The sequence below is a fragment of the Leptospira terpstrae serovar Hualin str. LT 11-33 = ATCC 700639 genome (assembly GCF_000332495.1).
GTDB lineage: Bacteria > Spirochaetota > Leptospiria > Leptospirales > Leptospiraceae > Leptospira_A > Leptospira_A terpstrae.
The window spans coordinates 91,523-118,249 of record NZ_AOGW02000002.1; the positions used below are offsets into that span (position 1 = coordinate 91,523).

Here is a 26,727-nt window from a genome sequence, read left to right on the forward strand (position 1 = left end):
TTGTTTTATGAAAAATCAGAGAATCCTTTTAACGTGTATTTTTCTATTGTTTTGTACCTCGTCAATTTTCTCTCAAACCTCACTAGAGGAAAGGGACAAACAAAGACAGTCGGGCCTTGTTACTGCGAATCAAAAAAAACAGGAAGAAATTCTTCAGAAATACAATGACTTTGTGAATCGAGTACAATCCAAATACCCTGGACTCAAAATTTCTTCCTCTCCAATCGATCTAAAACAAGCCGAAGGAATTTCGGATCATAACAGCGCACCAGGTGCCAAAGATAAAAAATCAAAATCTATTTCAGCAGTTGCTTCTGAAAGTTTTTATCTCCAACTAGAACCGATCTTTCATCCTTCTTCTCGATCCTCAGTAAAGGTAAAAAAAGGCGATTCATTAGAAGTTGTTATGGTTTTAAAACAAGATGTAACCTCCAAAAAAGAAGGATCGCATTGGGTTCTTGTTCGAACCAAAACCAAACAAGAAGGATATATCACTCAAGACTTACTTTCTCCAAACAAACCCGCAGTTAAATCCAGAAACACAGAGGGTCTTTCTTTAGATTTATCTTCTCTTTCTGGTCGAATTGCTGAATCACCTAGCACTGGTTATTCTGATTCAAAAAAAGGAAAAGATATGTGGGTGGAGGCAAGTTCTCTCAATATGAGAGGAGAACCTGATGTAAATGCCTATGTAGTAGCAAGGTTACCCAAAGGACTCAAAGTAAAAATCGATACTTCCACGGCAACAGAAGAAACCATAGATGGGATTACTTCAAATTGGCACCAAGTCTCCTCGGCTTATGGCAACGGATGGGTGTTTGGTGGATATTTAAGTGCCTCTGAAGTTGTATCATATGAGGTCCAACCAGGCGAAATCTCTTATCCCCAAGAAAATCCTGATGAACTAAAAACTGGGGAGAAACGATATGTTCGCTCCACAAGTTTACGTATGCGAGATGAACCAAATGACTATGGTTCGGTGATCACAACCATTGCCGGTGATGAAAAAATTAAAATCATAGATACAAAAAAAGAAATAGAAACCATAGGTGGAGTTCGTTCCAAATGGATCTATGTTTCTTGGAATGATGAATGGGAAGGTTGGGTGTTTGGCGGATTTGTTTCCAAAGAACGTGGCCCTCTCGTTGACAATGATGATATTTCAAAATACTTTCAGATTCCAGTAGATAACGATCGTTATGTTTCTTCCAACTTTGGAACCCGAGTGGATCCGGTGACAGGAAAAGTTGGAGCTTTCCATTCAGGAATTGATTTGCCTGCATCCATTGGTACACCCATTAAAGCAGTGAGTGACGGAAAGGTTTGGAGAACCATAACAACTAGCGGTGGTTATGGGATGCTTACCATTTTAAGCCACAAAAACAATATTTTTACCTACTATGCACACCAAAACGAACGCCAAGTAAAAGAAGGTGACAGTGTCCGATCTGGGGATATCATTGGTCAGGTAGGAAACACCGGTAAATCCACCGGCCCACATTTACATTTTGAAGTTAGGAAAGGCCCTGATCAACAAGCGTTGGATCCAGATGCTTATTTACCCAAATGAAACATAATCTGATTACTTTTAGTATTATCCTTCTACTCATTTCTTCCAGTAGCATTTTTGCTCAAGAAAACGTAGCCGAAACAACATCGGTAACTGCTGTCATTCCCGACATGGTTCAGATTTTATCCAAAGGCAATGTAAAGGAATTTGAAACAGCCATAACAAATGGTGGTGACATCAATGCCAGTGACGAATCAGGAAAAACTCTCCTCGTCCTTGCGGTGGAAAAAAACAAACCAAAACATTTTGAAATTTTACTCAGCCAAGGGGCAGATCTCAACAAAAGAGATTTATCCGGCAAAACATTGTTACACTATGTTGTGACATCTCGTTTTACAAACCAAATCAAAACCTTAGTAGAAAAAGGTGCAGACCTCAATGCATACGATGCTGATGGTAATACAGCATTACACGTAGCCGTTCTGAAAGCAAATCTCGCCGTACAGAAGTTACTTGTAGAAAGCAAAGCAGATGTAAACTTAAGGAACAATCCAAGAAAATCACCACTTTACTTAGCATTCGAAAAATCAAAAATAGATTCCATCACCTATCTTCTTCAAAATGGGGCAGATATCAACCTTCCCGACTTAACTGGTCGGACACCTGTTTTTGTTTCTATTGATCAAAAGAATATTAAACTTTTAAACTTAAGTTTAGACTCTAATGCAAATCCAAACACGGAAGACACTAAGTCCATACGTCCAATAATATTTGCCATAGAAAAAGGATTTACACAAGGATTGGAAATTCTTTTGAACCGAGGGGCCGATGTTAATGCTAAAACTCCAGATGGTGAATCTTTACTTTTTTATGCAGTGGAAAAGAAAAACCTAACCGCAGTCAGCTTACTACTTAAAAAAGGACTGGTTGTCGATTCTAAAAATCTGGCAGGAAAAACTCTATTTGAACTTGCGTTACAAAAAAACGATTCAAATCTTTTAAAACTAGTTTTAGATGCAGGTGCCAATCCCAACCAAACTCTTTCTACAAATAAAAATCCTTTAGAAGAATCGATTGAAACATCTAAATGGTCCGTTGCTGAAATTCTTATACAGAAAAATGCAGATGTGATGACACCGAATATTACTGGATACCTTCCGATACATTTAGCTTCTAGAAAATCGGGACAAAAGATCGTAGAAGAGTTAGTGAAAAGAAATGTTCCGGTAGATGTTTTAAACCAAAAAACAAATGAAACACCACTTTCATTAGCTTTAGAAAACAAACAAGTATCCATTGCGAAGTTTCTTTTATCAAAAAAAGCGAATCCCAACCACAAACAAAAAGATGGCTCTAGTTTGATTTTTTCAACGATTGAAAGAAAAGATGCTGAGGCATTTAAACTATTAGCCACCGCAGGTGCGGATCTCCAATCCTTAAACGAAGAGGGAGAAAATTTAATCACCACTGTATGTAAGTTAGAGATAGATAAAAAAGAACAAAAATTTGCAGACGAAACAATCAGACTTTTGATCACGAAAGGTGTGAACCCGAATACAAAAAACAAACGTGGGTTAAGTGCTCTTCATATTGCACTCAATCGAAATCGTATGGATACCATGTCTCAACTCATTACCTTAGGTGCTGACCCTAACCTAACAGACAACAATGGTCTTACTGTTTTACATAAAGCGATTCAAAAGTTTTTAACCTCTAGAGAGAATATCCAAACAGAAAGTTATAAGAAATTAGTACTATTCCTAGTAGAAAGAAGAGCGAACATTAACCAACAGGATAAATTAGGGAAAACTATACTTTCCGAACTAGCAATCCAGTTTGATCCTGGTAAAAGTGATTCCATTTTGGAATTAGCTAGAGTTTTCGTTTTAAATGGCGGAGATTCTAAAATTGAAGATAAAACAGGAAAATCTCCTCTGGAATATGCGGAGGATAAGAAAATACCTGAACTGATTGAGATTTACCGCGGCCTTTAATGTCCATTCCTAAAAAAGATAATCGAATCAACATCTTTGACTTCGTTAATACTGTCCCTACAAAGACATTCAAACGAGGAGAAATCATAGTAAGAGAAGGTGAACCATCTAACGAAAAAATGTATTTCATTCTGAGTGGAACACTTTCGGTAGGAATGGGAGCACCCGATCAAGGAAATTTCCATGAAGTGCGTAAACTTTCTACTGGAGAATTTTTTGGCGAGATAGCTCTCATTTCAAGTCACCCAAGAGCTATGACAGTATTTATAGAATCTGACCGAGCACAACTTGGTATCTTAGACAAACAAAATTTAACACGTATCGCAAATTCAAATCCAATGTTTGTTTATGCATTATTACAAACTTATGTAGAACGTTTAATTGAAGCAGAACAAAAATTAAAAGATCTTACGGAGTCAAGTGATGGGACTTAAAGAATCTCTTGCAAAACTAAGTATGATTAACATCAAAAGAGGAGAGGTTCTCTTTAAAGAAGGAGTTCCGTCTAACGGTGCTATGTTTTTTTTGTTTGAAGGACAATTGGATATTTACAAACAAATTGAAGGCAAACATGCCAAACTTAGAAGTATCCTTCCTGGTGAGTTTTTTGGAGAGATGGCTATTATCAATAATAGTCCAAGGGCAGCATCCATTGTAGTTGTTTCGGAAACTGCAAAACTGGGAATCATCAATCGAACCACATTTGTTCAGATGAGCCAAGAAAGTCCCGAGTTTTTATTTCTTTTATTAAAAAAGGTAATCGAAAGACTTTATGAGACCGATGGAAAAATTCGTGCCATCAAACGCAAAGAAGACGAAGATACAATGATAGCTAAAGTGGTGCCAAGTTCAAATTCAAGTGAAATCCCAGAAGGTAGTGGATCTGCAACATCCGTAGACCCATTTTCAGATAACGCAACTCCTGTAGGAGAGTGAAATAGTTAGTTTTGTTTTTTACGTTTTAGCTTAAAGAGTTCTGGAGAAATCTGAATTTCAGGAATCACCCAACCACGATCTCCCACTACTAATTCCTCAACTACCTCCGCAATTTGATTTGGTAACAAATAAGACTTAGGATCCTCGTCAGGTTCAAAATTCAAGTGATTATAAAAATCGGTTTTTGTAATATCAAGGATGAGTAAATGAACTTTAACACCAAACTTTCGCAACTCAGAAAATAACTCTCTAGCATAATGATGGATTCCTGCTTTTAGAGATGCATAAACATTCCCCCAAGGAGAAATTTCATTACCTGCAACTGAACCTATAAATACAATACGTCCTTTATTTTCCTTTAGAATACGAGTCAACTGACTAGTTAGTAACATTGGTGCAGTTATGTGGAGACTTATCATCTCACGAATTTTTTCTGAAGACAACTCCTCTACAGGAGCAAAATAAGCAAGCCCAGCATTATGTATAAGTATACTAATTTCTTTTCTATCAGGTATACGATCCAATAACTGATCCAATTGTTTGGTATTGGTTAGATCACAAGATATTAAATGAAATAATTCATTGGTATAAACGCAGGTTTCAGGATTTCTTGATACTCCATAAACCTTATACCCTAAAGAAACCAACTTTTGCGAAATAGAAAGTCCTATCCCGCGTGAAGCTCCCGTCACTAATGCTACCTTTGTAACTGTCACAAACTTTCCATAAAGTCCCAAACAAGTTTAGAACCATCAATAACTTTTGTTGTTTTGCCTTGGTCTATAAAAGGAATCATAGGTGTTTCTCCAGGCCAACTGTGACCAAGTCCATTCAATTGAATCATACCAACTTTTGTATTTTCAGCACAAACCTCATACCGATAAAAATCAATTTTTATCTCAGAAAGTCCTTCTTGGAAAGTTTGAACTTTTGTAGTTAATATGTCATTACAAAGGTTCCACTCTTTCCAACGTAAAATAGAATCATTGACAGATAAAATTTCACCACCATCTCTCACATAACCACCACTAAATGGAACTAACGGATCATCTGTTCCAGCGATAATTCCTATTGAAACTGGATTTGTTTTTAAATTTGATTTCCTTTTGAGAGTAAAAACTGAAACTTGTGCGGCAACACTCACTACACCTTTCCATAATTCAGGTTTCTCGGCAGCAATTCGTTGAGCCATAAATCCACCGTTAGAATGGCCGACCAAAAATACTTTCTTTGGGTTAACTGAACCTTCTGCAATCAATCGTTTCACCATTGATTCAATGAATGCAATGTCGTTGATTTGGTTTTCATCCGCTGGAGTATTTCCTCGCCCATCAGCCCAACTTCTTTTAAAACCATCAGGAAACACAACAATGAAACCTTTTGTATCTGCTAAGAGATCCAATTTAGTTTGTTTGATCATTGAAGAACCAGATCCGAATCTACCATGTAAGGCAACTAACAAAGGTATCGGCGACCCATCCCATTGTTTTGGGTAATGGACAATATAAGTTCTTTTGTTGTTTTGAATTTCAATAAAGTCTAACTTTTCATTTTGCAACAATTTTCGATTCAATCCCATACAAGACAAAACCAATAAGAAAAGAACAATTGAATAGAGGTTTCTCATATTTCTTTTATCTCCAATTCCGTAGCATCAATCAATTGTTCTTTATAAATTCGATTGGGCCATTGAGTGATCATAAAAATAACAACAGGAATTCCCCTCCACTGGTCCATCCCAATTTGGTATGTGGATTCACCCTCAACAACACCTAGTTTAGAATAGCGAAAGGTAAGAGTTTGTTCCGTTCTGATATGTGAGGGAACCATTCCACCTGATAAAAAAGTTAACAAAAAATTCAATCGATGCAAAAATAGATATTTATACACTGGTTCTTTTTTTTGAAGGATTACTTCCACCTCGGAACTAGAGTTAGGATCTTCAGTGATTCCTGCAGTGGACAATCTTTCCAGAATCATTTTTTTTTCTTGTTCATACCGATAGAAACCTATAAAAACGATCCTGACTTTTTCTTTTCCGAAGGAATGAGTTTTACGTTCTTTGGAAGTGACTGGATCCGGAAATGCAGCGCAGTTCAGAAAAAAAATAACTAATACAACCTGAAACAAATTTAGTATCTTTCCATTACAGTTCATCCTGAGTATCTCCTAAAAACTTTGATACTTTTTCTGTTAGGATAGGTTTCCATTCCTTCCTATCATCACCCCACATCAAAAGAAGTGAAATCCAACCAAACACTCGATAGGATTCCATTGGATATCGGTATTCTTTTTCGAATTTTCCTTTTTTACTCAATCGAAAGACTAAATAGTCATCATCTCGATCAATATCTGGAATGACAAAAAATGTACTAATCGCTAAAAAGCGATTGAGTAAATAAACTCCAAATCTTTCCGGATTTCTTTCCGGTAAATATGATAATGGCTCAGTTGCTTCCCCTAAAAATATTTTAAACCTAGGACTTGATTCTAGTATAATTTGTACATGTGCATCAGTCTTAACCTGATTTTGGTATTGGACTGAAGTAAATTTTCCAGAGGACTGGAGAGCAGCAAGTATGTAAGAAATTCTCCTGCGATCTGCTTCATCATCCCAACCAATCAATTCATAACTTAGTGATTTATCTTTGATATGTTTAGAAAAGTCCACTTTAGGTCTTTCCGAAGAATAAAAAACAGAACATGACCAAACAGAAAACATTAGAATAAACACCAAACTGCTATTAATTGTATTTTTCAAAGTTTATCCCTATCCTTTTTTTAACTCAAACTTTTGTAGTTTATATTCATTGCCGTTCAGTAAAATAGAAACTGTATGTGTCCCCGGATAATAAACCCGTGTAGTTATGGGAGCAAAAGAGTGTTTTTTTGTGATTTTTATATTTTCGTTTGGCAATAACATTCGCTCACCTAATTGAAAAACTTTATAACCATATTTACCTTTTGATAATAAAAAACCAATTTTATACTCTAACCTTACCTTCGTTTTATCTTTAGAAGTTTGATTGACTGAAATTTCGAACTCGAGTGAATTCCCGATTTTTACTACTTTGTTTAATAATGAAAATTTGATTTTTTCAGGTTTCCACTTTGTATTGTAAGAAAAGAAACCTAAGGCTTTAGTATTTCCTTTTTTTAGAAGTGTACGTAGGGAATGTTTTAAGTTTTTATCCAATACTTCAGATTTCCCAAATTTACTCTTACAAAAATCCAAAACTAATTCGGGATTCAACTTGGATATATCATTCAAATGGTTTGCTGCACTCCGACGAACAATCTCATCTTTATCATCCCAAAGAGTTTCTAGTATCGATATATGGATTTCTGGATTTTTTTTTATTTCCGGAATTCCTATCCCCCAAGGCAACATCGGACGACTTCCTTCACTTGCTAATCTTCGGACCAATGGTTCTTTATGTTTTGACCAAAGGTGCATTTGTTTTAAAGTTTTATGAAAATGCTGTTTATAAAAAAACCGAATCGCAAACTCGGCACTTGAAAATACGGTTACTTTTTCCAATGCCTTCATAGATGCTTCGAAGTCATCTAACCCTGACTTTGTGACAATATCATTTAAAAAAATATATGGGAAATTAAAATCAGAAACGCCGTGGTTTCGAAGAGAATTTATCAATGCAAGTAGATTGGGATAAATCTCTGAGATTGGTCCGTGCCAATATTGGATCAATACATCTGAGAGCCGATTGATTCTTTCCTTTAACTCCATTTCTTTCCAGGGAGATAAAAACACCTGCTTTTGAAATTCCAAAGGATTGATTTGGGAATCCACTTGGTTTATGTGATTTCCCAAACCTAAAACCCATTCTCGGGAGTACATTTCTTTCAAAGGTTCCATACGAACTAGAACGAATCTATAGTAGGCTATCGTAATTGAAATCGAAAAAGAAAACTTTAAACAATTTACGAATTACAAATAATCATCATTTGGGTCGGTTTCCTGAGGCAATTTATAATAATTCAACTAAAATCACTTGTTAATCGAATATCACATAATCAAACCCACCCACCACAAAAGGGTGAGAGGTGGTCCATACGCATGATAAAGGTATTTCGTTTATCATAAATTAGAATTAGCTATTTATTTTTTCTGAACTACCGACCAAGGATGGATTTGGATATCCTTTCTTGATTTTCTTCGTAATGGATTTAGATCATGACCGGGGACGATAAGGACATCTGGATTTTTTGATTGAAATGCCAATAATTGCCCAAGCGAAATCCTTGCCGCTTCTCCATCTGAAGAGATAAACGGAAGCCCAATGGAAGCAGAACGGATGTTATATTCTGTCCAAGCCATATCACCAGTTAACAATACCGGCCCTGATCCTAAATTTACTAAAACAGAAATATGTCCTGGAGTATGCCCTGGTGTGGAAAGAATCAAAATAGATCCATCTCCCACCAAATCATAAGAACCTTCAAAAGATCCAAATTGTTTTTTTAAGGAAAAATCGATTTGGTGCCAATTTGAAACACCATCATACTCAGTTTTCACATAATTATAATTTGGTGATTCATTCCCATGTTTTACTTCACGACGATCTGCTACAATCCGGGCATTGGGAAATTCTTCCACAGCCCCAACATGTTCCGGATGGAAATGTGAAACTAAAATATCTCGTAGGGAATCTGGATTCCTTCCGGAAGCTTTCAACTGATTACGAAAGTCCTGCCCCGAGTCTTGTTCCATTGGCATAAGCCCTACTCGATGAATCCAACCTAAATGTTCTGAGGGATTAGTGGCAATCTCAGAATGGTGACCTGCTTCGAAAGCAATCAATCCATAGTGTGGATGTGAGATCAAATAAGCTGGTTGGTCCATACTGATTTTTCCCTCTCCACCAGTATAAGCTGCCCAACCATCAATGACCATTCGGCCCGTTTGGAAAACTTCGAGTTTAAGACCAGGAATAGGTTTCTCCAGTTGGACAGGAAAAACCTCTTTTGTATAAGGAACGGCGGCTCTGCCAAAACAGCCAAAAACTGAAAAAAGGATAACCAAAACCAGGATCGGGGTTACGGACTTCATAATTATCTCTCCACAAAGATTCTTTACGTAAAGATAATTTTGTTTTTACTTTGACGTCAAGATAAATTCTTAGAGATTCCGATTATGGATCCAATGGAAGAAATCATAAAACAATGGCGTAAAGAGATACCTTCGCTTTCCGTCCGCGGTATGGAAGTATTTGGACGATTGGGACAAGCAGCTCTTCTGGCAAGCGATGTAGTGGAATCAAATTTAGCCAAATTGGGATTAAAACTGGGAGAATTTGACGTGTTGGCTTCACTTCGTAGATCGGGACCACCCTTCCGATTGAATCCAACACAACTCTGGCAAGGAATGTTACTTTCTTCCGGTGCCATGACCAACCGCTTGGACCGCTTGGAAACAGCAGGCTACATAGAAAGATCGCCTGACCCAAATGATAGGCGAGCAACCCTAGTTTCCCTGACAGAAAAAGGTTTAAAACTCATTGACGAGGCAGTTGTGTCACACACTAAAAATGAAGAGGAATGCATTCAGGATTTCTCAGTAGAGGAATTAGCTTCATTAAATTCGCTCTTATCAAAACTAAAACAATCGATAGAAAAAACAATGAAATAACAACGATTTGGTTGTAAAATCAACTAGTTCCTAATAAAAGCAAAATATACAAGATGAGAGTTTAAAAAATTATGTTTTCGCGGAAGGCAACCAAACAGAGAAACAAGTTCCCTTCTCAACATTTTCCAATTCAATTTTCCCACCTGTTTGTGAGATAATTTTTTTACAAATATCGAGGCCTAAGCCCATACCTTCCCCATTCGGTTTTGTTGTAAAAAATGGATCAAAAATTTTTTCTTTAATCGAATCTGCTATACCAATGCCAGTATCAATAATCGATACTTTGACCCATGGTTCAACCCATTGGATTTTGATTTCTAAAGTTCCGTTATAAGACATTGCTTGTAAGGCGTTGTTCAACAAGTTAATCCAAACTTGATTGAGTTTGTCTCGATTTCCTAAACACTTTTTTTCGGTTAAGTATGACTTTTTTATGATCACTTTATTTAAGTTATAATGATAAAGAGAAAGGATTGTATCCATTTCAAAGGTAAGGTCAACCATCGTCTCTCCGTTTGAGATATCCTTATCAGAAACGAGATAACTTTTTAGAGCTTTAATTACATGAGTAGCCTTTTCTGAAGCAACAAAGATTATTTGATTCGAACGGTAGGCAGTAGTTATGCTTGCAACTGTTTCTAAAATTTTAAGAGAATTTTCACTTTCTAAAATCTGTGTAAGGCCATCACCTATTCGATAAGCACCAGTCTCAACAACTAATTGCATATGTTTTCCATATAGGTCCATCTTTTCTATATTTGAAAACTTCGAAGCAAGATCTTTCTTAATAGACCTCTCTGTTTTCCCTTCTAAAAAAGTTTGATTTTTAAGTCCTTCTTCCAAGACAATATGGAAACGCAATGAATCTTCTTTGTCAAAATTAACAATAGTATCCATAATATTGATTATCTTATTGTTTAGAAAATCACCCAAAGAATGGTTGGAAGATACAATTGCCCCAAGCGGAGTATTTAATTCATGAGCCATACCTGCCGCCAATTGCCCAAGTACAGCCAATTTTTCCGAAGCTAAAAGTCTATCTTGAGCTTCTGTAAGTTCTTTTAATGTATTTAGTAAACTTTGATTTAAAACTTGGAGGTATTCGTTGGAATGTTTTAATTCTTCAGTCCTTATCTCTACTTGTTTCTTCAAATTTTCAGAATATTGTTTATTCAATCGTTTCCATTGAACTAGCCAAACAGCTGCTAAAGAAAATACAATGATTCCAAAGGAATAGTAAATCCATTCATAGTTAGCAGGAGGATTTGGATCGTAAACAAATCCTTTTAAATTTATATTCCTTGGAAGCATTCCAAGTTCCGCATACACCTCGTTGATATGTTTCCACCGACCAGGATTCATATATCCCATCTCAACGAGAATAGGTTGGATTAAGGGTGTCATTTGTTCAGCTTCAAAGAGTAAGCGTTCTTTCGGATTTCTCTTTGAATATTTTTCATAAATTAAATCCACGATTTCTTCTTGATGACTCATCGCATATTGCCAACCCCGAAGGCTCGCTTCACGAAAGGCTTTTACTCTTTCCGGATGTTTACGAACTTCTTCTTCGCTGGTAAAAAAATTATCACCATAAAAGTCAATACCAGCAACTCTTGGGGAATATGCAACATATGGAAATCCTGCTTTTTTAAAGTCGTAAGCTTGCGTTGTTGAATAACCTGAATAAGCATCTACCTTACCTTGAATCAAATCATTCGGATTAAATCGATGTTCTAAAATCTGTAAATCGCTTAAATCAATTCTTTCTTTCTTCAGATAAGCAACAATTTCATCCATATGTGGAGTCAACATAACTCGCTTTCCCACAAGATCATGAATACTTTGTATATTGGATGATTTTTTAAAAAAAAGAACTGATGGAGAATGTTGGAAAATAACAGCAAGTACTACAATCGGTTTACCGGCATATCTTTCCTTAATGAGTTCATTACTTCCAATACCGTATTGTCCCGTAGACTGAATTACTTTTTCATGGATCCCTTTGATCCCAATTGTACTTTCTAAAATTTCTACATCAAGTCCAGCTTCCTTATAATAACCTTTTTCAAAGGCAGCGTAATAACCTGCGAATTGGAATTGGTGAAACCATTTAAGGTGAAGGGTAACTTTTTCTGTTCCTAAAACGGGAGAATTAAATACAAATAAGAGGCACCAAAAGCAAATATAACAAAATTTTTTTATAACAAAGTGCCGACCCATACATTGTTTTTTATATAGATTGGTTTACCAAATCAATGAAATAAAACAAAGCTGAAGTATTTTATTTCTGAGATTCCGATTCATACAGCTTTATAATAGTATAGGGAATCTCTCATAAAAATTAAATTAGAGACTCAGACCTTGACTTTGCTCTTAACTTTTTCAATCCAATCTAGATTCAATTTTGTTTGTTTTTCTGCAAATTCGAGCGTCAAAGACCAATATTCTTGATCTGGGTGTTTGTCCCAATCTGTCTCAAGTTCTTTTTGAAAAACCTTTAATGATTTTAAATCTTCCTTTTGTTTACGAATCTCCTCTTCCAATTGTTGAGTCAATAATTTTGGATTCATATGTCTGCCAAAGAAAACCTTAAATAATAATTCGTTTCTTTTATTGGATTGGATCGGTGATTCATCCATCCAACGACGAAATTCTTCTAAACCAGGCCGAGTGATTTTATAAACTTTTTTCTTTTTCCCACTAACATCTGTTTTCTCCCATTCACGAATCAAACCTTCTTCTTCTAACTTGGTTAGTGTTGGATAGATTTGTCCAAAACTTTCACTCCAGAAAAAACTAATCGTAGATTCAATGTACTTTCGGATTTCATACCCATTCATCTCACATTGGGAAAGAATGCCTAACAACGCATATTGTGTTTTACTTTCTCTTTTCATTGGTATGTTTTAGATCTTTTTTAAATTGATAATATGCAGCCGATACTTCTTCTGGCGACTCAATTTGTGGCCAATGCCCAATCTGTTCTGACAAAAAATATACCTGTTTTGTAGGAAAACTTTTTAAAAAACGATTTGCCATATGAGTCCCAGAGTTTGGATCCGCTGGTCCACAAATATAACAGAAAGGGACTTCCGTTTTTGACATGGCATCGATCCAACGTATTTGATAGTGAACCTTTTCAAATACCATTCTACCAATCAAATAAGCAATGGATTTGCCATCCTTATAATTCAAAACTTCCCAAAAGATTCCAAGCCAATTAGAGTTTGGTTGTGTCTTTGGTCCAAACACTCGAAAGAGAGAAGATTCTACGGACTTGCGACTCATAACTTTACTTAAAAATTTTCCAATTAGATTGGGAGTTTGGGATAACAGTCTTTGGATCAGTCTTGGTTTATAAACATCAGTGAACAAACCTCCATTCATAAATGCAACAGAACGGATTTTGAATACATTTTTATCAGACGATGCTAACATTTCCTGAACTACACTCACAGCTAAATCATGAGCTAAAATATCTGCTTCTGTAATATTCAGATGTTTTGCGACTGCATTCACAATACCTGCATACTCTTCAAATGAATATTTATGATTTTTGGGTTTATCAGAAAAACCCATTCCCAAAAAATCCAAAAGAATGATTTTTTTATTTTCTGATAATTTTGGGATGACCAAACTCCAATCGAAACAATTGAAAGGGTATCCATGTAGAAGAAATAAATTCTCACCTTCTCCTATCGTCCGATAAAAAATAGAATGACCCAAATAATTGAGATACTGACCACTGTGTTCAAATTCATTTAATACTGGATTAGTAAAATTCATTTCATTTTCCTTGAATCGCTAATGACTCCACAATGTTGGTCCACTTGAGAAAATCTTTTTGTTTTCGAGTTCTTACTTGTCCAAAAATAGTTACCTTCACAGGCGACACTCCACAAAATTCTAAAGTTCCAAACTTTAACAATTGTACACCGGGAGATTTGTTAAACCATTTATAATACCAACTAGGAGCATCCATTGTAACAAAGATGCGGGCAGATTTACCTAACAGTAGTTTTTCGGGTAGAGGAGAGTTTTTTCTATATTTGAATGAAAAACCAGGTAAAAATACGCGATCAATCCAAGCCTTTAGAACTGCAGGCATACTCGCCCACCAACTAGGAAATACAAAAACTAAATGATCTGCTTCTGCTATTAATTTGTGACTTTGAAGTAAATCAGGTTCAAGAGTTTGGATAGAATCTTTTTTGTGACCCGAATATAAATTATAATCAAACTTTAACTCGGAAAGTTTCAGAAAACTAACGCTATGTCCTGACTTTTTTGCCGAATTCACATAACTCTCAGCCAAATGAGCACAGAGGGAATTGGGGTTCGGGTGACCAAGGACTACTAGAATATTCCGCTGGTTTGTTTTCATAGGTCTCCATATCTATTAGATATATTTCCCAGCTATATCTGATAGATATATTCTGTCAATGGCAAAAATACAATTTTTGCAAATAAACAATGTCCAAAGAAAGTGATTCAATTTTATTGTTCTGCACAATAAAAAGGTAAGTTACTTGTGCATGGAAAACTATTAAATCCGATTGCAGTAGTTCCCGTACCTGCTGTATCACCTGCGTTCCCATTTCCTGAACTCAAACCCCAAGAGTCACAATGATTGACATTACTTGTCCAATCAGCGCTAAGTCCAGTCCAAGCAGTTGAGGATGTAGGTCGAATTCCAATGATGGGGAAGGTAAATAGGGATGAAGCATTTGTTGTGCCAATTACAGTAGGCGTGTCATTTCGTAAGTAAGAGGAAAATGGTTTTAAGACCCAATCAATTTGCCCATCTCCTAGATTTGCTGTAGCCGATGCAACTCGAGCATCTGATCCAGCATCAGCTAATATCGCTTTACATATTTTACCAATAGGACATTTTACATCTGCCTGACAAATCCCATCTGCACCGAAAATCCCTCCGAGTATTCCCGTATAACTACCAGTAGTTGTAAAAATAATCTTATCATTGTCTAAAACTACCATTGAAATGATTTGGTCTTGTAAACGCATAGAGGAATCATTCGAAATAGGAACCAAACGAATCAAAAGATTACGTGTCCCATTAATGATTGTATCGTTTACAGCTGTTACGGTGATGGACTTTAATACACTCCAGTCAGAACTTGTCCAAACCAAAGAGGTGGGAAAAACTGTCGCATAACTTGGATTACTAACTATGACTTGAACCGATACAGGATCTTTAGGTGCCATTCCTAAATATAATCCGAATGAAAGAGATGATCCTTGGGCGGCATTGCCACCAAACTCTGAAATAGTGCCATTGTTTGCGCTCAGATTAAGCCCAGGATTGTTTACAATGAGAGTACCTGGATAACAGGGGTGTTTTTTCTCACCTAAAAAACCGAGCAAAACAGAAGTTTCAGCGTAGGCACTTGATTCTGAATCACAAACATTATTGGGAATATTTTTTTCACAAGAAAGAAGGGATAAACTAAATAAAAATATGAATGAAAAAGAAAAAATGAAATGAGGTTTTTCTAATTTTTGAAATTTCAAAAGAACTACCATGTAAAGTCCAAAAATATAATTGACCAATTCTCGTTAAGCAATATTCGAAAAAGTTAAGCAAAATCTAGTTTTCAGTGCATAATAAATAATAGGGAACATTGCAGGAAAAATTCCCTCCGAAAAAAGTAATATCTGTATTTAGAGTTCGGAAGGAATTGCCAGTATAAAAATTTGTATTGTCAGACCAATTTTGACAATGATTGGGCCCGTACACCCATCCGCTAGCGCTACCAATCCAGGAACCAGTCACATTAGAATCGATCACATTAGAAAATGGAATTTGCAATAAAGCCGTAGAATTTGTATTGGAAATGAGTGTGACTCCATCGGTCCTATAATAATGAGTATTTGGATTTAAAACCCAATCGACTTGTCCATCGCCTAAATTTGCAGTTACAGATGCAATTCGAGAAGTTCCATTGATAATCACCGCTTTACAAAGAGAGCCCAGAGGACAATTCGGATTCGTAGCACAAATTACATCAGCACCCGATACTCCTCCAAATGCACCTCCTTGATAAGAGTTTGATGAGAAAAACATTTTCTTCTCATTATCCAAAATTTGCATTTGAATTTCGGCAGGATTTAAGTCCAACTTTGTATCCGCTGAGGTAGGAATCAAAATCACGCGAAATTCACGAGTTCCGTTGAGCAAGGAATCATTAACTCCTGTTATTTGAATATCTTGTGATACAGACCAATTATTTGCGTTAAAACTTAGCGTAGTTGGGCTAACCTGCGCATAAGTAGGATTTGAAACTACCAATTGAATCTCAACTTGGGATTCAGGTTTCTCCTTAAGGCTAACCGAAAATGGTGTCGTACTTCCAAGAAGTAAACTCCCTCCTCCCTCAGAAACTACTCCCTTTTTAGAACTCAAAGCAACCACCGTTGGAAAAAACTCTATCATTCCTGTTGTACAATTATTTTTTCCTTCTCCTAAGAGATTAAAAAGAATTACCGAATTCATATAAGATTCAGATTTGATATCACAGGCATTGTTAAACGATTTATCGCTACAATAAAGAACCAATACTAAAAACGGAATGAAAGAATAACGAATCATAAACAAATGAGAGCTCTAAGTATCTAGAGCCAAACTTGATAGATTTTTTATCCTCGCAATCATTAATCATTTATTTATAATTTATTAATGAGACCTATCGTATTCCCTTAAACTAACGAACATAAGATTAGAAAAATGTCGGCAAATTCATTACGTTTCGATCTGAGCCTAGAGAATACTTCTACCTGTTATTTAAATTATCCAAAAATAGATTCATCAATTTTTGAATGGATTGTTTGGTCTGTGCATCACTAATTTTGCCATCCATTGTAACTTTACCTTTCACACCAGAAATCAAAAGGTTTGTTTCATCAGATAATTTGGCACCAATTGTTTTCAAAACCAATAGTAATGATTCATGGGCTTTTTCTCCAACGGATGCAGCGGTGATTAACGTTACGGGTTTGTCAGTAAATACTACTGAAGAAACAGCCCATTCCAATGCATTTTTCAATACTCCGGGAATACTAAAAACATATTCAGGGGAACATATAAGAATCCCATCTGCATTATTTATTTCGTTTAAAAAATCTTTTATTATTTTTGGCGTTTCTTCATCGGAAATTCCAGAAATAAAAAAAGGAAACTTAACAATCTCATCATAAATCTTAAATTCACATTCTTCGGAAAAAGAATCTTGTAAATGGTTCAAAATTTTTTTGTTATACGATGTAGGGCTAATTCCGCCTGAAATTGCGAGAACTTTTGGTTTTGGATTTTTCATGTTCTATATAGACATCCCCATAATTTTTTTGGTTCCATCTGTTTCTTTTGTGTAAGAAAATAATTTCAATATAGAAAATTTTTCATACCCGTTGTCTTCTGTTTGGTATTCCCATAACCAACCCCAAAGACTTCCTCTTTTGACATATCCTCTCTCAATTTCAGTCTTTTCTTGATATAATGCACCTAACAGTATATATGTAGAATATTGGTTGTCTGATTTAGTTTTATTATGATAGTAACCAAGGCCAGCAATCATTAGTTCCGTGTTTTCTTCTTCAGAATCAAAAAGATAATAAAGAAAAGGACCGTATAATCTAGATTTTTCTTTCTCAGCATCAGCAGTTCTTACTATCGGAAAAAAATTATAAATTGTTTTATATGGCCTATCGTCATAACCTAACCACAATAAAGTCATACGGTTGATTCGAGATGGTTCTCTTTTGAAACTCCAAAGAAGATCACCCAAACTTCTAAACCTATATTCTGATTCGGTATTTTCCGATTCGACTAGATATAGAAAATTGTAGTAATGGCCTGTCTTTTCCCATTTTAAATAATTAAAAAGGGTAAAGGTTGAAAATCCGTCACTATGCCAATAATTAAAAGACAATGGAATCAAAGAGAAACTATTACTTGTTTTATAGAATGGGAAAATCAAAAGATGAGATAATTTTTTTTCCTTTGAATAAGATTCTAATTTTGTTTTTGAATATTTAGTGTAATCTGCCTCTTTATACCACTCCCAATCAACAAACCATAGGAAATTAGTTCTAGTTCTATCGGGCATCATGTTTCGATAGAAAAAAGGAGTAATCCAAAAAGTTTTTTCCCATACAGACTGAGAAGACATTTGATCATCATAAGAAATCCAAATTGGCCAAAATAGAAACTCAGTACTAACTGAGGAAACCCCAGTCCTTTTTTTAAAAGCAGAAAATAAAGTAAACGTATGGCTATCCGAATATTCTGCTTTTTTAAATTTTCGATGAACATAAAATGGAAGAACACGGTGACCAGAGTCAACATCTGATTCATAGACATTCACTAAAGGCCAAAGGTATGAACGTTCTTTTCTATTATTTTCATTGAGATCTTCGGTCAAATATACATTTAAAAGATAAGAGCGAAATTCAGAATTTTTATCTTTTTGTTTTCCATACAATGGAAACAATATTTTATATTCTAAATCATCCGATTGATAACTAAACCAAATCGGAAAAAACGGTGGTAACAAAACAACATTATCTTCAGAAGCCTCATCCCAAGTAAACCAGGCAAGGGGTAATAACCGAATATGTCTTTTTGAATCGGCCCGTTCATAAGAGAAAATTCCAAACAGGAAATTATAACCAATGAAACTATTGCTATTTTCACGATTAAATTCTCGTTTTTTTACTAACTTAGGATTATCTATTTCGATTGATTTTAGTTTTTTAGGATCTACAATTCCATTTAAAACTTTAGTTCGTTGTGAATAACCAACTAAATTGTATAAAATACCAAAATCAAAGTCTACATAGATATTTCCATCGTTAGTCGCCAAGTTTACATTAGCAGAGTTTGTTTTGGTATACCACAACAAATTAATATGATAATCTTCTTCCGAATCTGAATAGTTAAGATACAATGGAAAAATAAGATCGAATTCCTTTCCGGGAGATCGGTAGTACGCTAAAAAAGGAAAAGCGACGAACAATCTTTCCTCTTTGGCTTTATCATTCGAGTTATAAATTGGTCCAAGCCAATATTCATTATTATTAGAATGTTGATTTTGATAATACAATAGTAATGGAAGGAATAAATAATTTTCCTTAGAATAATAAACCAGTGGAAAAAACGAAAACTCATGAAAACCTTTTCTTTCATTGACCTCCAAGTGCATTAATGTCAAAAGACGTGTATAATAATTTTTATTTTCGCCACTTGTGTTTCGATTGTGATAGTATAACAGCGGAATTACGGGAAATCCAATTTTACTATTGGTATCGTTTGAGTTAGAAAAGAAAAAAGGAATGGTTGTAAGATAAGAACTATTTGTATCCTTACCCCAGAAAATGAATGGGTAAAAGGATTGGTCGACGGAATCTTTTTCTTTTGTCAAATTTACATTAACGATTCGTTTGTATTGGCGATTATCCGACTTACTTTGGATATCATAATAAAAAGGAAATACAGATTTGGTTTTTGCTTTTGGATAGTCATAATAGCGATAAAAACCCAAAGCTTTCACCGAATAATGATCTGTCCAATTTTCTATGTCATAAAAAATGTTACTGGCTGTAAACTTAGCGCTTCGCTCACTTCCATAAACTTTTACTTCTTTTTCCGATTCTAGATCCGGCCAAGTTTTTGCAATGATTCCATATGGTATCAATGAGATAGTGAAAACTAGAATGTTTTTATAAATAAATTTCATTTCCGAGGATTTACCCTTTGCTAAGGAATTAAAATAGTCATAGTAATTTAATGCAAGAAATTACTTTCGTATTTTGGTTGATTCATTCATAGGAAGAATCATCAGTTGTTTTGTTTTTTTTGGTCGATGTTCAATAACAGCCGCTGATTTAGGAAGTGGCAGAGAAATATTGAAATAGAAATAAATTTACAAAATACAACTAACACCAAAACTAATATTTATAAGTTTCCACGACTGTTTGTAAATGTTCCCCAGTGACCTCAATGTCTTTTGCTGTTTCCAGTAGGACTAATGAATTATCAGCGATAACTTGTGTTCCCGTTGCTATTGTTTCGATAGATTTGGAAATTTCTTCGACTGCGATTTTTTCCTGTGATGCAGCATTTAAAATATGAAGCGAGTTTTCGTTGATTTTATGAACTGATTCTACAATACGATTGGTATCTTCAGTTTGTTTGTCCTGAGCAGAACTCACAAGTTTTGCAGTCTCTTGGATTTTTGAAATATTACTCAATAACTCGCGAAAACTTTCTTCTGTGTTCATCATTAGACCAACACTGGTCTTAATTGCATTTTTAGTGTCCGTTGTTAACGATTGAATGTTTCGAGTGTTGTGAGCGGTTTGTTCCGCAAGTTTTCCTATCTCCTGGGCTACCACAGCAAATCCACGTCCAAGATCACCTGCCCTTGCAGCTTCTATGGCAGCGTTAAGCGCAAGTAAGTTGGTCCTATCTGATATTTCATTGATAATATCAACAACTTCATCAATCAATTCAGCCTTTTGATTTACTAAGTGTATGGAATCGGCAGTATTTTTTGTAGTTAACATTCCATCATTTGCTTGTTTGTAAAATTCTTCTGTAAGATTTGTCATCCCTAACATTGCATTGGCAACTTCTGCCATTGCAATTTTGAAGTCTGAAGTAACTTTTTCAATTTCTTTTAAATGATCTGCTTGTGTAGAAATACTTAGAAAAACATTATCAACGGAAGCAGCCAACTCTTCTGTTGCTGCGGATGTTTGTTCTGTAGAGGCAGCTTGGTCTTGTGTAGTTGCAGAATAGTTACGGACTAAATTGGCAGCTTCTTTTGATTTATCAGATAATTCTCCAGAAACTTGTCTTAAAATAAATACGATTTCAGTAATATTTAAGATAAAAACTCCCATCCATTTTAAAAGTCCCCCGATTTCATCATGAATTCCGTAATCTAAATTTTCTTTTAATTCGCCTGAACCACGGACGATCTGACTAATGATGTTTGTACTATTTCTGATGACTGACATGATACTTTGGATGATTAAGTATTGAAGTACAATAAAAAAGATTAAGATGGCAAGAGTAACTACTGTGATTGTTATGGCATAATATTTTGCAAAATTTGCTCTTTTTAAAAACTTCTCCGAAAGTTGTTTAGAAATAATTTCGTTAACGTTAAATATTTGATCGATCAAATTTGTTGTAGCATTGTAATACTCAAGCGGTTGTACTGTTGGTATTTTTTCTTTGATGATTCTATTTTGAATGAGTTCATGTAAGGATGGAAAATCTGCCTCCGCAAGTTTGTAAGTATCTACAATGATTTTACTATCGGGATTAAACTTTGTAATGAATGCAATACTTACAGAAATAGATTCAAAATGTCCTAAAGTTGCCCCCATAATTTCTTGAATCAAAAGTTTTTCTGAATCTTCTGCTTTAGCTCCTTTTCCTAAATACCCCAATCCTGTTGCCCGAAGTTGACCAAGTTTTTCAGCTAAATACGGTAATTTAGAAAGCGAAACATCAATCATAAAGTAAGTATCTTTATCGGGATCTAAAAACAATCCAGAAGATTCCCCTACTTCATTATTCACATTCAACATTTTTTTAATTAAATTCACATGGGCGATATAACTTTCTTTAGGTGTTAAGGTTGAATTTATTTCTTTAAGGTTTTTCCAATCTTTATACGTTTCTTTCGATAATTCAAAGACATGAAAATGTTTTCCTTCTTCCTCATTTAACTCTAAGAATTTTTGAAAAGAAGATTCCAGTTCTTCTTCTATTTTTAAGGAAGGTTCTTTTGCCGTCAGATCTGCGCTTAAAACTCGAGCCATTAGGCCCCTATGTTTTGCAGTTAGTCGCATAAGCTTTGCAAGACTTAAATTGTATTCTGCTCCTTTGAGACGATTGAATGCATCCTCGTATTCTACTTTTTTGATCAAAATTAGATTGATACCCAAAACCATCATCATGATAGCCATGAGACCAAATACAAACAAGAGTTTGGTTTTAATTTTAAATTTAAATAGTATTTTTTTAGGATTTAAAGTAAAACCCGATTCTTGTATCTTTGGATTCAGATAGAACCGCTCGCCTGTTTTGATTTGAGTTTCTGAAGATGCACGCCCTACATACATGTGGCCTACAATTTTTCCCTCGGTATCGTAATAAGGAGTTATGGTCGTATTAGCCCAAAAATAATTGCCAGACTTAGTTTGGTTTTTCAACATCCCATTCCAAGGTTCATTCGAATGTAGGGTTTTAAAGATATTGGCATAAATCAATTCAGATGTTTCGGGATGTTGGAGTTTTTTAAAGGATTGGCCGAGTAACTCTGTTCGTCCGAATTCACTCAATTTAACCAAATCATCGTTAACAAAGACAATATTACCCTTCAAATCTGTTTTGATAGATAGTGTTGTGTTTTGTGGGATTTTAACCTGGATAGTCATGCCAATACTCCAAAATAAAGAAAAGATAAAATAGAGAAGGAAACAAAGTCTTAAGATTTTGAAAAACGTGGAAAAGCAATCAATGATTGATTCATTTATTTCGAACGTTGGAAATTCTTTTTTAGAGCCATTGGGAAAAAAATACCTCCCCCATCATAGTCTAGCTAGAACCAATTTTAGCCCCTAAAATCATGATTTTCCTTGGGACAAAAATTTTCGCCGTACATTCGAAAATTCAGTTAATGTATCTTGATTTGATAACAATCACTTACCATCCTCTCTCTTTCACATCATAATGGATCTAAACAAGAGAAGTAGATTCTTTTAGGAAAAATCAAAAACCATTTATAACTTTTTAAACTCAGTTTTATAAAAATTCAATTTTATAAAAATCAAAACTCTATGATTAAAAACCAATACACTTTCAAACGATATTTCCCCATGAAAAACCATTGGCATAAACACAAAATATAACCTAATGGTTGTTAAATAAATTACCAATGCCTTCATTTTCTAGAACTATTCTTGTTATAATTATAATTTTTTTTCACCTCACGTTTGTTATTAAATTAATTCTAATATTTGAATTTAGCAACTTTCAAAAAAACGAGTCGCAATAGTTTCAATTATACTATTATCGTGTACATTCTGGCATAAAATACACCACTACCAACAAAGTTCAGTGGTCCATTTTAAACAAATAGGCAATAAGCACTTTTTGATTCAGAAGATGTGAGCGGAGGGTTTCCGAGTGGCAATAAAGAAATACGATGTCATTATCATTGGAGCAGGTATCGCTGGTTTGGTGGCTGCATACGAATGCATTAACAAAGGCAAATCTGTTTTGATCCTTGAAAGGAATACAAAGGAACATCTTGGCGGACTCGCCAAATTGTCATTTGGTGGAATGGCATTGGTTGGTACTCCACTCCAAAGGCGACTGGGAATTAAAGACAATTCTGCAATTGCCTTGGATGATTGGCATTCTTTCGCCGATTTTGGAACGTCAGATGTTTATCCAAAACAGTGGGCAGAACAATATGTCCATGAAAGTGCAGAACAAGTTTACCATTGGTTACTTGGTCTCGATTTGAAATTTTTTCCTGTCGTCAACTGGGTAGAACGAGGACAATACAAAAGAGGAAACTCGGTTCCCCGTTATCATGTACTTTGGGGAACTGGCCATCGTTTGGTGGAACGATTTGAAGAACTATTAAAAAATCATCCCAACCGCGACCGTTTAAGTTATCTCTTTGAACATAAGGTTACAGAGTTAGTCGAAGAAAATGGGAAGATTGTAGGATGCACCGCCAAACAGAAAAATACGAGTGAAAAAGATTTGTCTTTTTTTGCCGACCACGTAGTGGTAGCGACTGGTGGGATTACTGGATGCCTAGATAAAGTCAGGGAGAACTGGTATAAACCTTGGGGAAAGCCACCTACGGAGATATTAAACGGTTCACATCCGTATGCTGATGGCTTACTTCATGAGGCTGTGAGTCGGAAGGGTGGAAACCTCACTCATCTGGATAAAATGTGGAATTATGCGGCAGGGATTCCTCATCCCAAACCAGAATTTGAAGCCCATGGCCTCAGTTTGATTCCTTGTAAATCTGCCTTGTGGCTTGACCACTCGGGGCGAAGGATTGGACCGGAACCGATGGTGACTGGGTTTGATACCAATGAACTTTGCCACCGCATTTCGCAATTAAACAAACCTTACACCTGGCAATTGTTAAACTGGAGGATTGCTGCTAAAGAACTGGCAGTATCAGGTTCGGAACACAATCCCATGATCCGAGACCGAAAATTATTTTCCTTTCTGCAAGAAGTATTACTCGGCAACCACCGCTTAGTGCGACAGTTAGAGAAAGAGAGCGATCATTTTATTGTGGCCCGGGATTTACATGAGCTTGTAAATCAAATGAATCGTTTAAATGGAGACAACTCAGTTGATTACGAAGTATTAAAACAAGAAGTCACCCAGTTTGATGATGTGATCCGGCGCGGACAAGGACTTTGGAACGACGACCAGTTACGAAGGATCCAACATGCTAGGTCTTGGCGTTCCGATCGAGTACGAACCTGTAAACCAAGACCCATTCTCGATCCCAGTGCAGGACCACTCATTGCCATCAAACTACGATTGATTACACGTAAAAGTTTGGGCGGAATCCAAACAGATTTACAAAGTCGCGTATTGAATCAGTTAGGTGCTCCGATCGCCGGTTTATATGCGATTGGAGAAGCAGCGGGATTCGGTGGTGGTGGTGCTAGTGGTTTTAAGTCTCTGGAAGGAACATTTTTATCTGGCTGTATTTTAACCGCAAGAGCCGCAGCAAAGTCGATCAACGCTAGTGTATAACGAAAGTAATAAGGATTCACTAAGGAAATAAAACATGAAAAAAACAGGTGCCTGGTTAGTAAGATATGCTCTGGAACAAATTGGTGTTCGTTATACTTTTGGAATTCCAGGAGTCCATAATACCGAAATCTATGACGAACTAAATAGTTCGGACTCAATCATACCAATGTTAGTGACCCATGAAGGTAGTGGTGCCTTTATGGCCGACGCCATCAGTCGCACGAGTGACTCGATTGGGACTTTACTCATTGTGCCCGCAGCTGGAGTGACTCATGCCGCAAGCGGGATCGGGGAAGCTTTTTTGGATGGGATTCCCATGCTCGTAATTGCGGGAGGAGTCAGAAGCGATTCTAAGTTTAAATACCAATTGCATGATATGGACCAACATGCACTACTCAAACCCATTACTAAAAAAACTTTTAAAGTCAAATCACAAGAGGAAGTAGTAGAAACGATTTACAAAGCCTATCAAATTGCTGTTAGTGGAGAACCAGGACCTGTATTTGTGGAAATACCAGTGAATATTCAACTTTACACTGGTTCGGTGGAAAATCTTCCCACTTATAAAGACTATTGTAAGTTACAAACAATCATACCTTCCCCATTCCCGTTTGCAAGTCTAGACGAAGCCGTGGAACTATTAGTTCAAGCAAAATCACCGGGTTTGTTTTTGGGTTGGGGAGCGGTCGATGCGACAACTTCCACTATAGAAATCGCAGAACTTTTAGGTGCACCAGTTTCCACCACCTTACAAGGTTTAAGTGCATTTCCAGGGAACAATCCTTTACATTGCGGAATGAGTTTTGGTGCGGCAGCAGTTCCTGCGGCCACAATAGCTTTCTCAGATTGTGATTGTTTACTCGCCGTAGGTACTCGATTTGCAGAAATTGCAACCGCGAGCTTTGGAGTCAATGTACCGAAAAATCTAATTCATATCGACATCAATCCAGATGTGTTAGGTGCCAATTATTCCACCAAAGTTGGAATTACAGGAGATTCCAAATTAATACTTCCAGAACTTGTCAAACGATTGAAACTTAAATTAGAGGAAACTAAAAAAAGTAGGGATGAACATTCAAAAAAAATCAAATTGGATATTCTAAAAAACAAACAGGCATATACGGAAGAATGGTTCCATCATGATAGTCAGGGCAGAGTGAACCCTGCGAGATTTTTTAGTGTACTGCGGTCTACACTTCCTGATGACGGCTTTGTTGTAGTGGATGATGGAAACCATACATTTCTTACGGCAGAACTTATGCCGATCCACAAACCTAGGCATATGATTTCACCCACTGATTTTAATTGTATGGGTTATGCAGTGCCTGCAACGATTGCCACTAAACTAGCAAACCCTGAAAAAGCAGTGGTAGGAATCATCGGTGACGGTGCCTTTCTAATGACTTGTATGGAGATCATTACTGCCAGTAGGAACCAGATAGGAGCAATCTTTACTATCTTCAATGATGGTGAGTTATCTCAAATTGCACAGGCCCAACAAGTTCCATACAATCGCAAAATCTGTACGATTCTTGGAACCACTCGTTTTGAAGGCATTGCCCTGGCCACAGGTGCGGAATATTTGCGCATAGAAACCAATGACGAGATCCAACAAAAGTTAGAAACTGCCTGGAATCTGACGAAGGAAGGTCGCCCTGTGATTTTGGATGTAAATATCGATTACAGTAAAAAAACTCGATTTACCCAAGGTATTGTGGGAACGAACCTAAAGCGTCTGCCATTTTCTACAAAATTACGAATGATCAGCCGTGCCCTGGTGAGAAAAGTGACTGGATAGGTTGAT

At 36.0% G+C, this 26,727-nt stretch carries 22 protein-coding genes; 7 read left to right on the forward strand and 15 right to left on the reverse strand.

The window, feature by feature from the left end; translation table 11 throughout:
- The first annotated feature begins 7 nt into the window (after positions 1-7).
- From LEP1GSC203_RS00565 to LEP1GSC203_RS00580, 4 genes are read left to right on the forward strand one after another with little or no spacing between them, the layout of a single operon-like run.
- Entirely contained in the window at positions 8-1,570 is a 1,563-nt protein-coding gene (locus tag LEP1GSC203_RS00565; RefSeq protein WP_002971833.1) for a peptidoglycan DD-metalloendopeptidase family protein, read from the forward strand.
- Positions 1,567-3,504 carry an ankyrin repeat domain-containing protein gene (locus LEP1GSC203_RS00570; protein ID WP_002971839.1) on the forward strand — a complete coding sequence of 646 codons (1,938 nt, stop codon included), beginning with the start codon at positions 1,567-1,569 and terminating at the stop codon, positions 3,502-3,504. Before LEP1GSC203_RS00565 ends, LEP1GSC203_RS00570 begins: the two co-directional genes overlap by 4 nt.
- Positions 3,504-3,938, forward strand: coding sequence for a Crp/Fnr family transcriptional regulator (locus tag LEP1GSC203_RS00575; RefSeq protein WP_002971686.1), 435 nt, complete (start codon positions 3,504-3,506; stop codon positions 3,936-3,938). The genes LEP1GSC203_RS00570 and LEP1GSC203_RS00575 overlap by 1 nt, the downstream gene beginning before the upstream one ends.
- On the forward strand, positions 3,928-4,440 hold the full coding sequence (locus LEP1GSC203_RS00580) for a Crp/Fnr family transcriptional regulator (RefSeq protein ID WP_002971857.1): 513 nt from the start codon (positions 3,928-3,930) through the stop codon (positions 4,438-4,440). Before LEP1GSC203_RS00575 ends, LEP1GSC203_RS00580 begins: the two co-directional genes overlap by 11 nt.
- A 5-nt stretch (positions 4,441-4,445) precedes the next feature.
- On the opposite strand, the gene LEP1GSC203_RS00585 is transcribed toward LEP1GSC203_RS00580, so the two are convergent.
- The 6 genes from LEP1GSC203_RS00585 to LEP1GSC203_RS00610 form a co-directional block, all read right to left on the reverse strand.
- Positions 4,446-5,156 carry an SDR family oxidoreductase gene (locus LEP1GSC203_RS00585; protein WP_039936862.1) on the reverse strand — a complete coding sequence of 237 codons (711 nt, stop codon included), beginning with the start codon at positions 5,154-5,156 and terminating at the stop codon, positions 4,446-4,448.
- A complete protein-coding gene (locus tag LEP1GSC203_RS00590) occupies positions 5,153-6,067 on the reverse strand; it encodes an alpha/beta hydrolase family esterase (protein WP_002971642.1) in 915 nt (304 codons plus the stop codon). The genes LEP1GSC203_RS00585 and LEP1GSC203_RS00590 overlap by 4 nt, the downstream gene beginning before the upstream one ends.
- Positions 6,064-6,597, reverse strand: coding sequence for a hypothetical protein (locus LEP1GSC203_RS00595; RefSeq protein ID WP_002971715.1), 534 nt, complete (start codon positions 6,595-6,597; stop codon positions 6,064-6,066). The genes LEP1GSC203_RS00590 and LEP1GSC203_RS00595 overlap by 4 nt, the downstream gene beginning before the upstream one ends.
- Positions 6,587-7,162 carry a hypothetical protein gene (locus LEP1GSC203_RS00600; protein ID WP_051064126.1) on the reverse strand — a complete coding sequence of 192 codons (576 nt, stop codon included), beginning with the start codon at positions 7,160-7,162 and terminating at the stop codon, positions 6,587-6,589. Before LEP1GSC203_RS00600 ends, LEP1GSC203_RS00595 begins: the two co-directional genes overlap by 11 nt.
- Positions 7,163-7,210: 48 nt before the next feature.
- Positions 7,211-8,317, reverse strand: coding sequence for a DNA alkylation repair protein (locus tag LEP1GSC203_RS00605; protein ID WP_002971585.1), 1,107 nt, complete (start codon positions 8,315-8,317; stop codon positions 7,211-7,213).
- Positions 8,318-8,560: 243 nt separating this feature from the next.
- Positions 8,561-9,511: an N-acyl homoserine lactonase family protein gene (locus LEP1GSC203_RS00610; RefSeq protein WP_002971707.1), complete on the reverse strand. Its 951-nt coding sequence runs from the start codon at positions 9,509-9,511 to the stop codon at positions 8,561-8,563.
- Between the two features lie 93 nt (positions 9,512-9,604).
- Between LEP1GSC203_RS00610 and LEP1GSC203_RS00615 the strand changes: the two genes are divergently transcribed.
- Positions 9,605-10,090 (forward strand): MarR family winged helix-turn-helix transcriptional regulator, encoded by a 486-nt coding sequence (locus tag LEP1GSC203_RS00615; protein ID WP_232225691.1) that lies wholly within the window; start codon positions 9,605-9,607, stop codon positions 10,088-10,090.
- A 69-nt stretch (positions 10,091-10,159) separates the two neighbouring features.
- Here the strand turns inward: LEP1GSC203_RS00615 and LEP1GSC203_RS00620 are convergent, their stop codons facing one another.
- From LEP1GSC203_RS00620 to LEP1GSC203_RS00660, 9 genes are all read right to left on the reverse strand, one after another.
- Positions 10,160-12,310, reverse strand: a complete 2,151-nt coding sequence (locus tag LEP1GSC203_RS00620) for an ABC transporter substrate-binding protein (RefSeq protein WP_002971632.1) — start codon at positions 12,308-12,310, stop codon at positions 10,160-10,162.
- A 134-nt stretch (positions 12,311-12,444) separates the two neighbouring features.
- On the reverse strand, positions 12,445-12,987 hold the full coding sequence (locus LEP1GSC203_RS00625) for a PadR family transcriptional regulator (protein WP_039936793.1): 543 nt from the start codon (positions 12,985-12,987) through the stop codon (positions 12,445-12,447).
- Positions 12,971-13,876 carry an alpha/beta fold hydrolase gene (locus tag LEP1GSC203_RS00630; RefSeq protein WP_002971573.1) on the reverse strand — a complete coding sequence of 302 codons (906 nt, stop codon included), beginning with the start codon at positions 13,874-13,876 and terminating at the stop codon, positions 12,971-12,973. Before LEP1GSC203_RS00630 ends, LEP1GSC203_RS00625 begins: the two co-directional genes overlap by 17 nt.
- Before the next feature lies 1 nt (position 13,877).
- Positions 13,878-14,474, reverse strand: coding sequence for an NAD(P)H-dependent oxidoreductase (locus LEP1GSC203_RS00635; RefSeq protein ID WP_002971729.1), 597 nt, complete (start codon positions 14,472-14,474; stop codon positions 13,878-13,880).
- Between the two features lie 113 nt (positions 14,475-14,587).
- Positions 14,588-15,622, reverse strand: coding sequence for a DUF1554 domain-containing protein (locus LEP1GSC203_RS00640; RefSeq protein WP_232225692.1), 1,035 nt, complete (start codon positions 15,620-15,622; stop codon positions 14,588-14,590).
- Positions 15,623-15,698: 76 nt separating this feature from the next.
- The gene (locus tag LEP1GSC203_RS00645) at positions 15,699-16,700 is read right to left on the reverse strand and encodes a DUF1554 domain-containing protein (RefSeq protein ID WP_002971794.1); all 1,002 of its coding nucleotides are present in this window, start codon (positions 16,698-16,700) and stop codon (positions 15,699-15,701) included.
- 181 nt (positions 16,701-16,881) lie between these two features.
- Positions 16,882-17,424 carry an NADPH-dependent FMN reductase gene (locus tag LEP1GSC203_RS00650; protein WP_002971912.1) on the reverse strand — a complete coding sequence of 181 codons (543 nt, stop codon included), beginning with the start codon at positions 17,422-17,424 and terminating at the stop codon, positions 16,882-16,884.
- A 3-nt stretch (positions 17,425-17,427) separates the two neighbouring features.
- Positions 17,428-19,842 (reverse strand): LA_1737 family protein, encoded by a 2,415-nt coding sequence (locus LEP1GSC203_RS00655; protein ID WP_002971650.1) that lies wholly within the window; start codon positions 19,840-19,842, stop codon positions 17,428-17,430.
- 211 nt (positions 19,843-20,053) lie between these two features.
- On the reverse strand, positions 20,054-22,558 hold the full coding sequence (locus tag LEP1GSC203_RS00660) for a methyl-accepting chemotaxis protein (RefSeq protein ID WP_002971712.1): 2,505 nt from the start codon (positions 22,556-22,558) through the stop codon (positions 20,054-20,056).
- A gap of 751 nt (positions 22,559-23,309) precedes the next feature.
- Here LEP1GSC203_RS00660 and LEP1GSC203_RS00665 point away from each other — a divergent pair.
- Together LEP1GSC203_RS00665 and LEP1GSC203_RS00670 are read left to right on the forward strand one after the other, a co-directional pair.
- The gene (locus LEP1GSC203_RS00665) at positions 23,310-24,923 is read left to right on the forward strand and encodes an FAD-binding dehydrogenase (protein WP_002971709.1); all 1,614 of its coding nucleotides are present in this window, start codon (positions 23,310-23,312) and stop codon (positions 24,921-24,923) included.
- 34 nt (positions 24,924-24,957) lie between these two features.
- Entirely contained in the window at positions 24,958-26,721 is a 1,764-nt protein-coding gene (locus LEP1GSC203_RS00670) for a thiamine pyrophosphate-binding protein (RefSeq protein ID WP_002971786.1), read from the forward strand.
- Positions 26,722-26,727 lie beyond the last annotated feature (6 nt).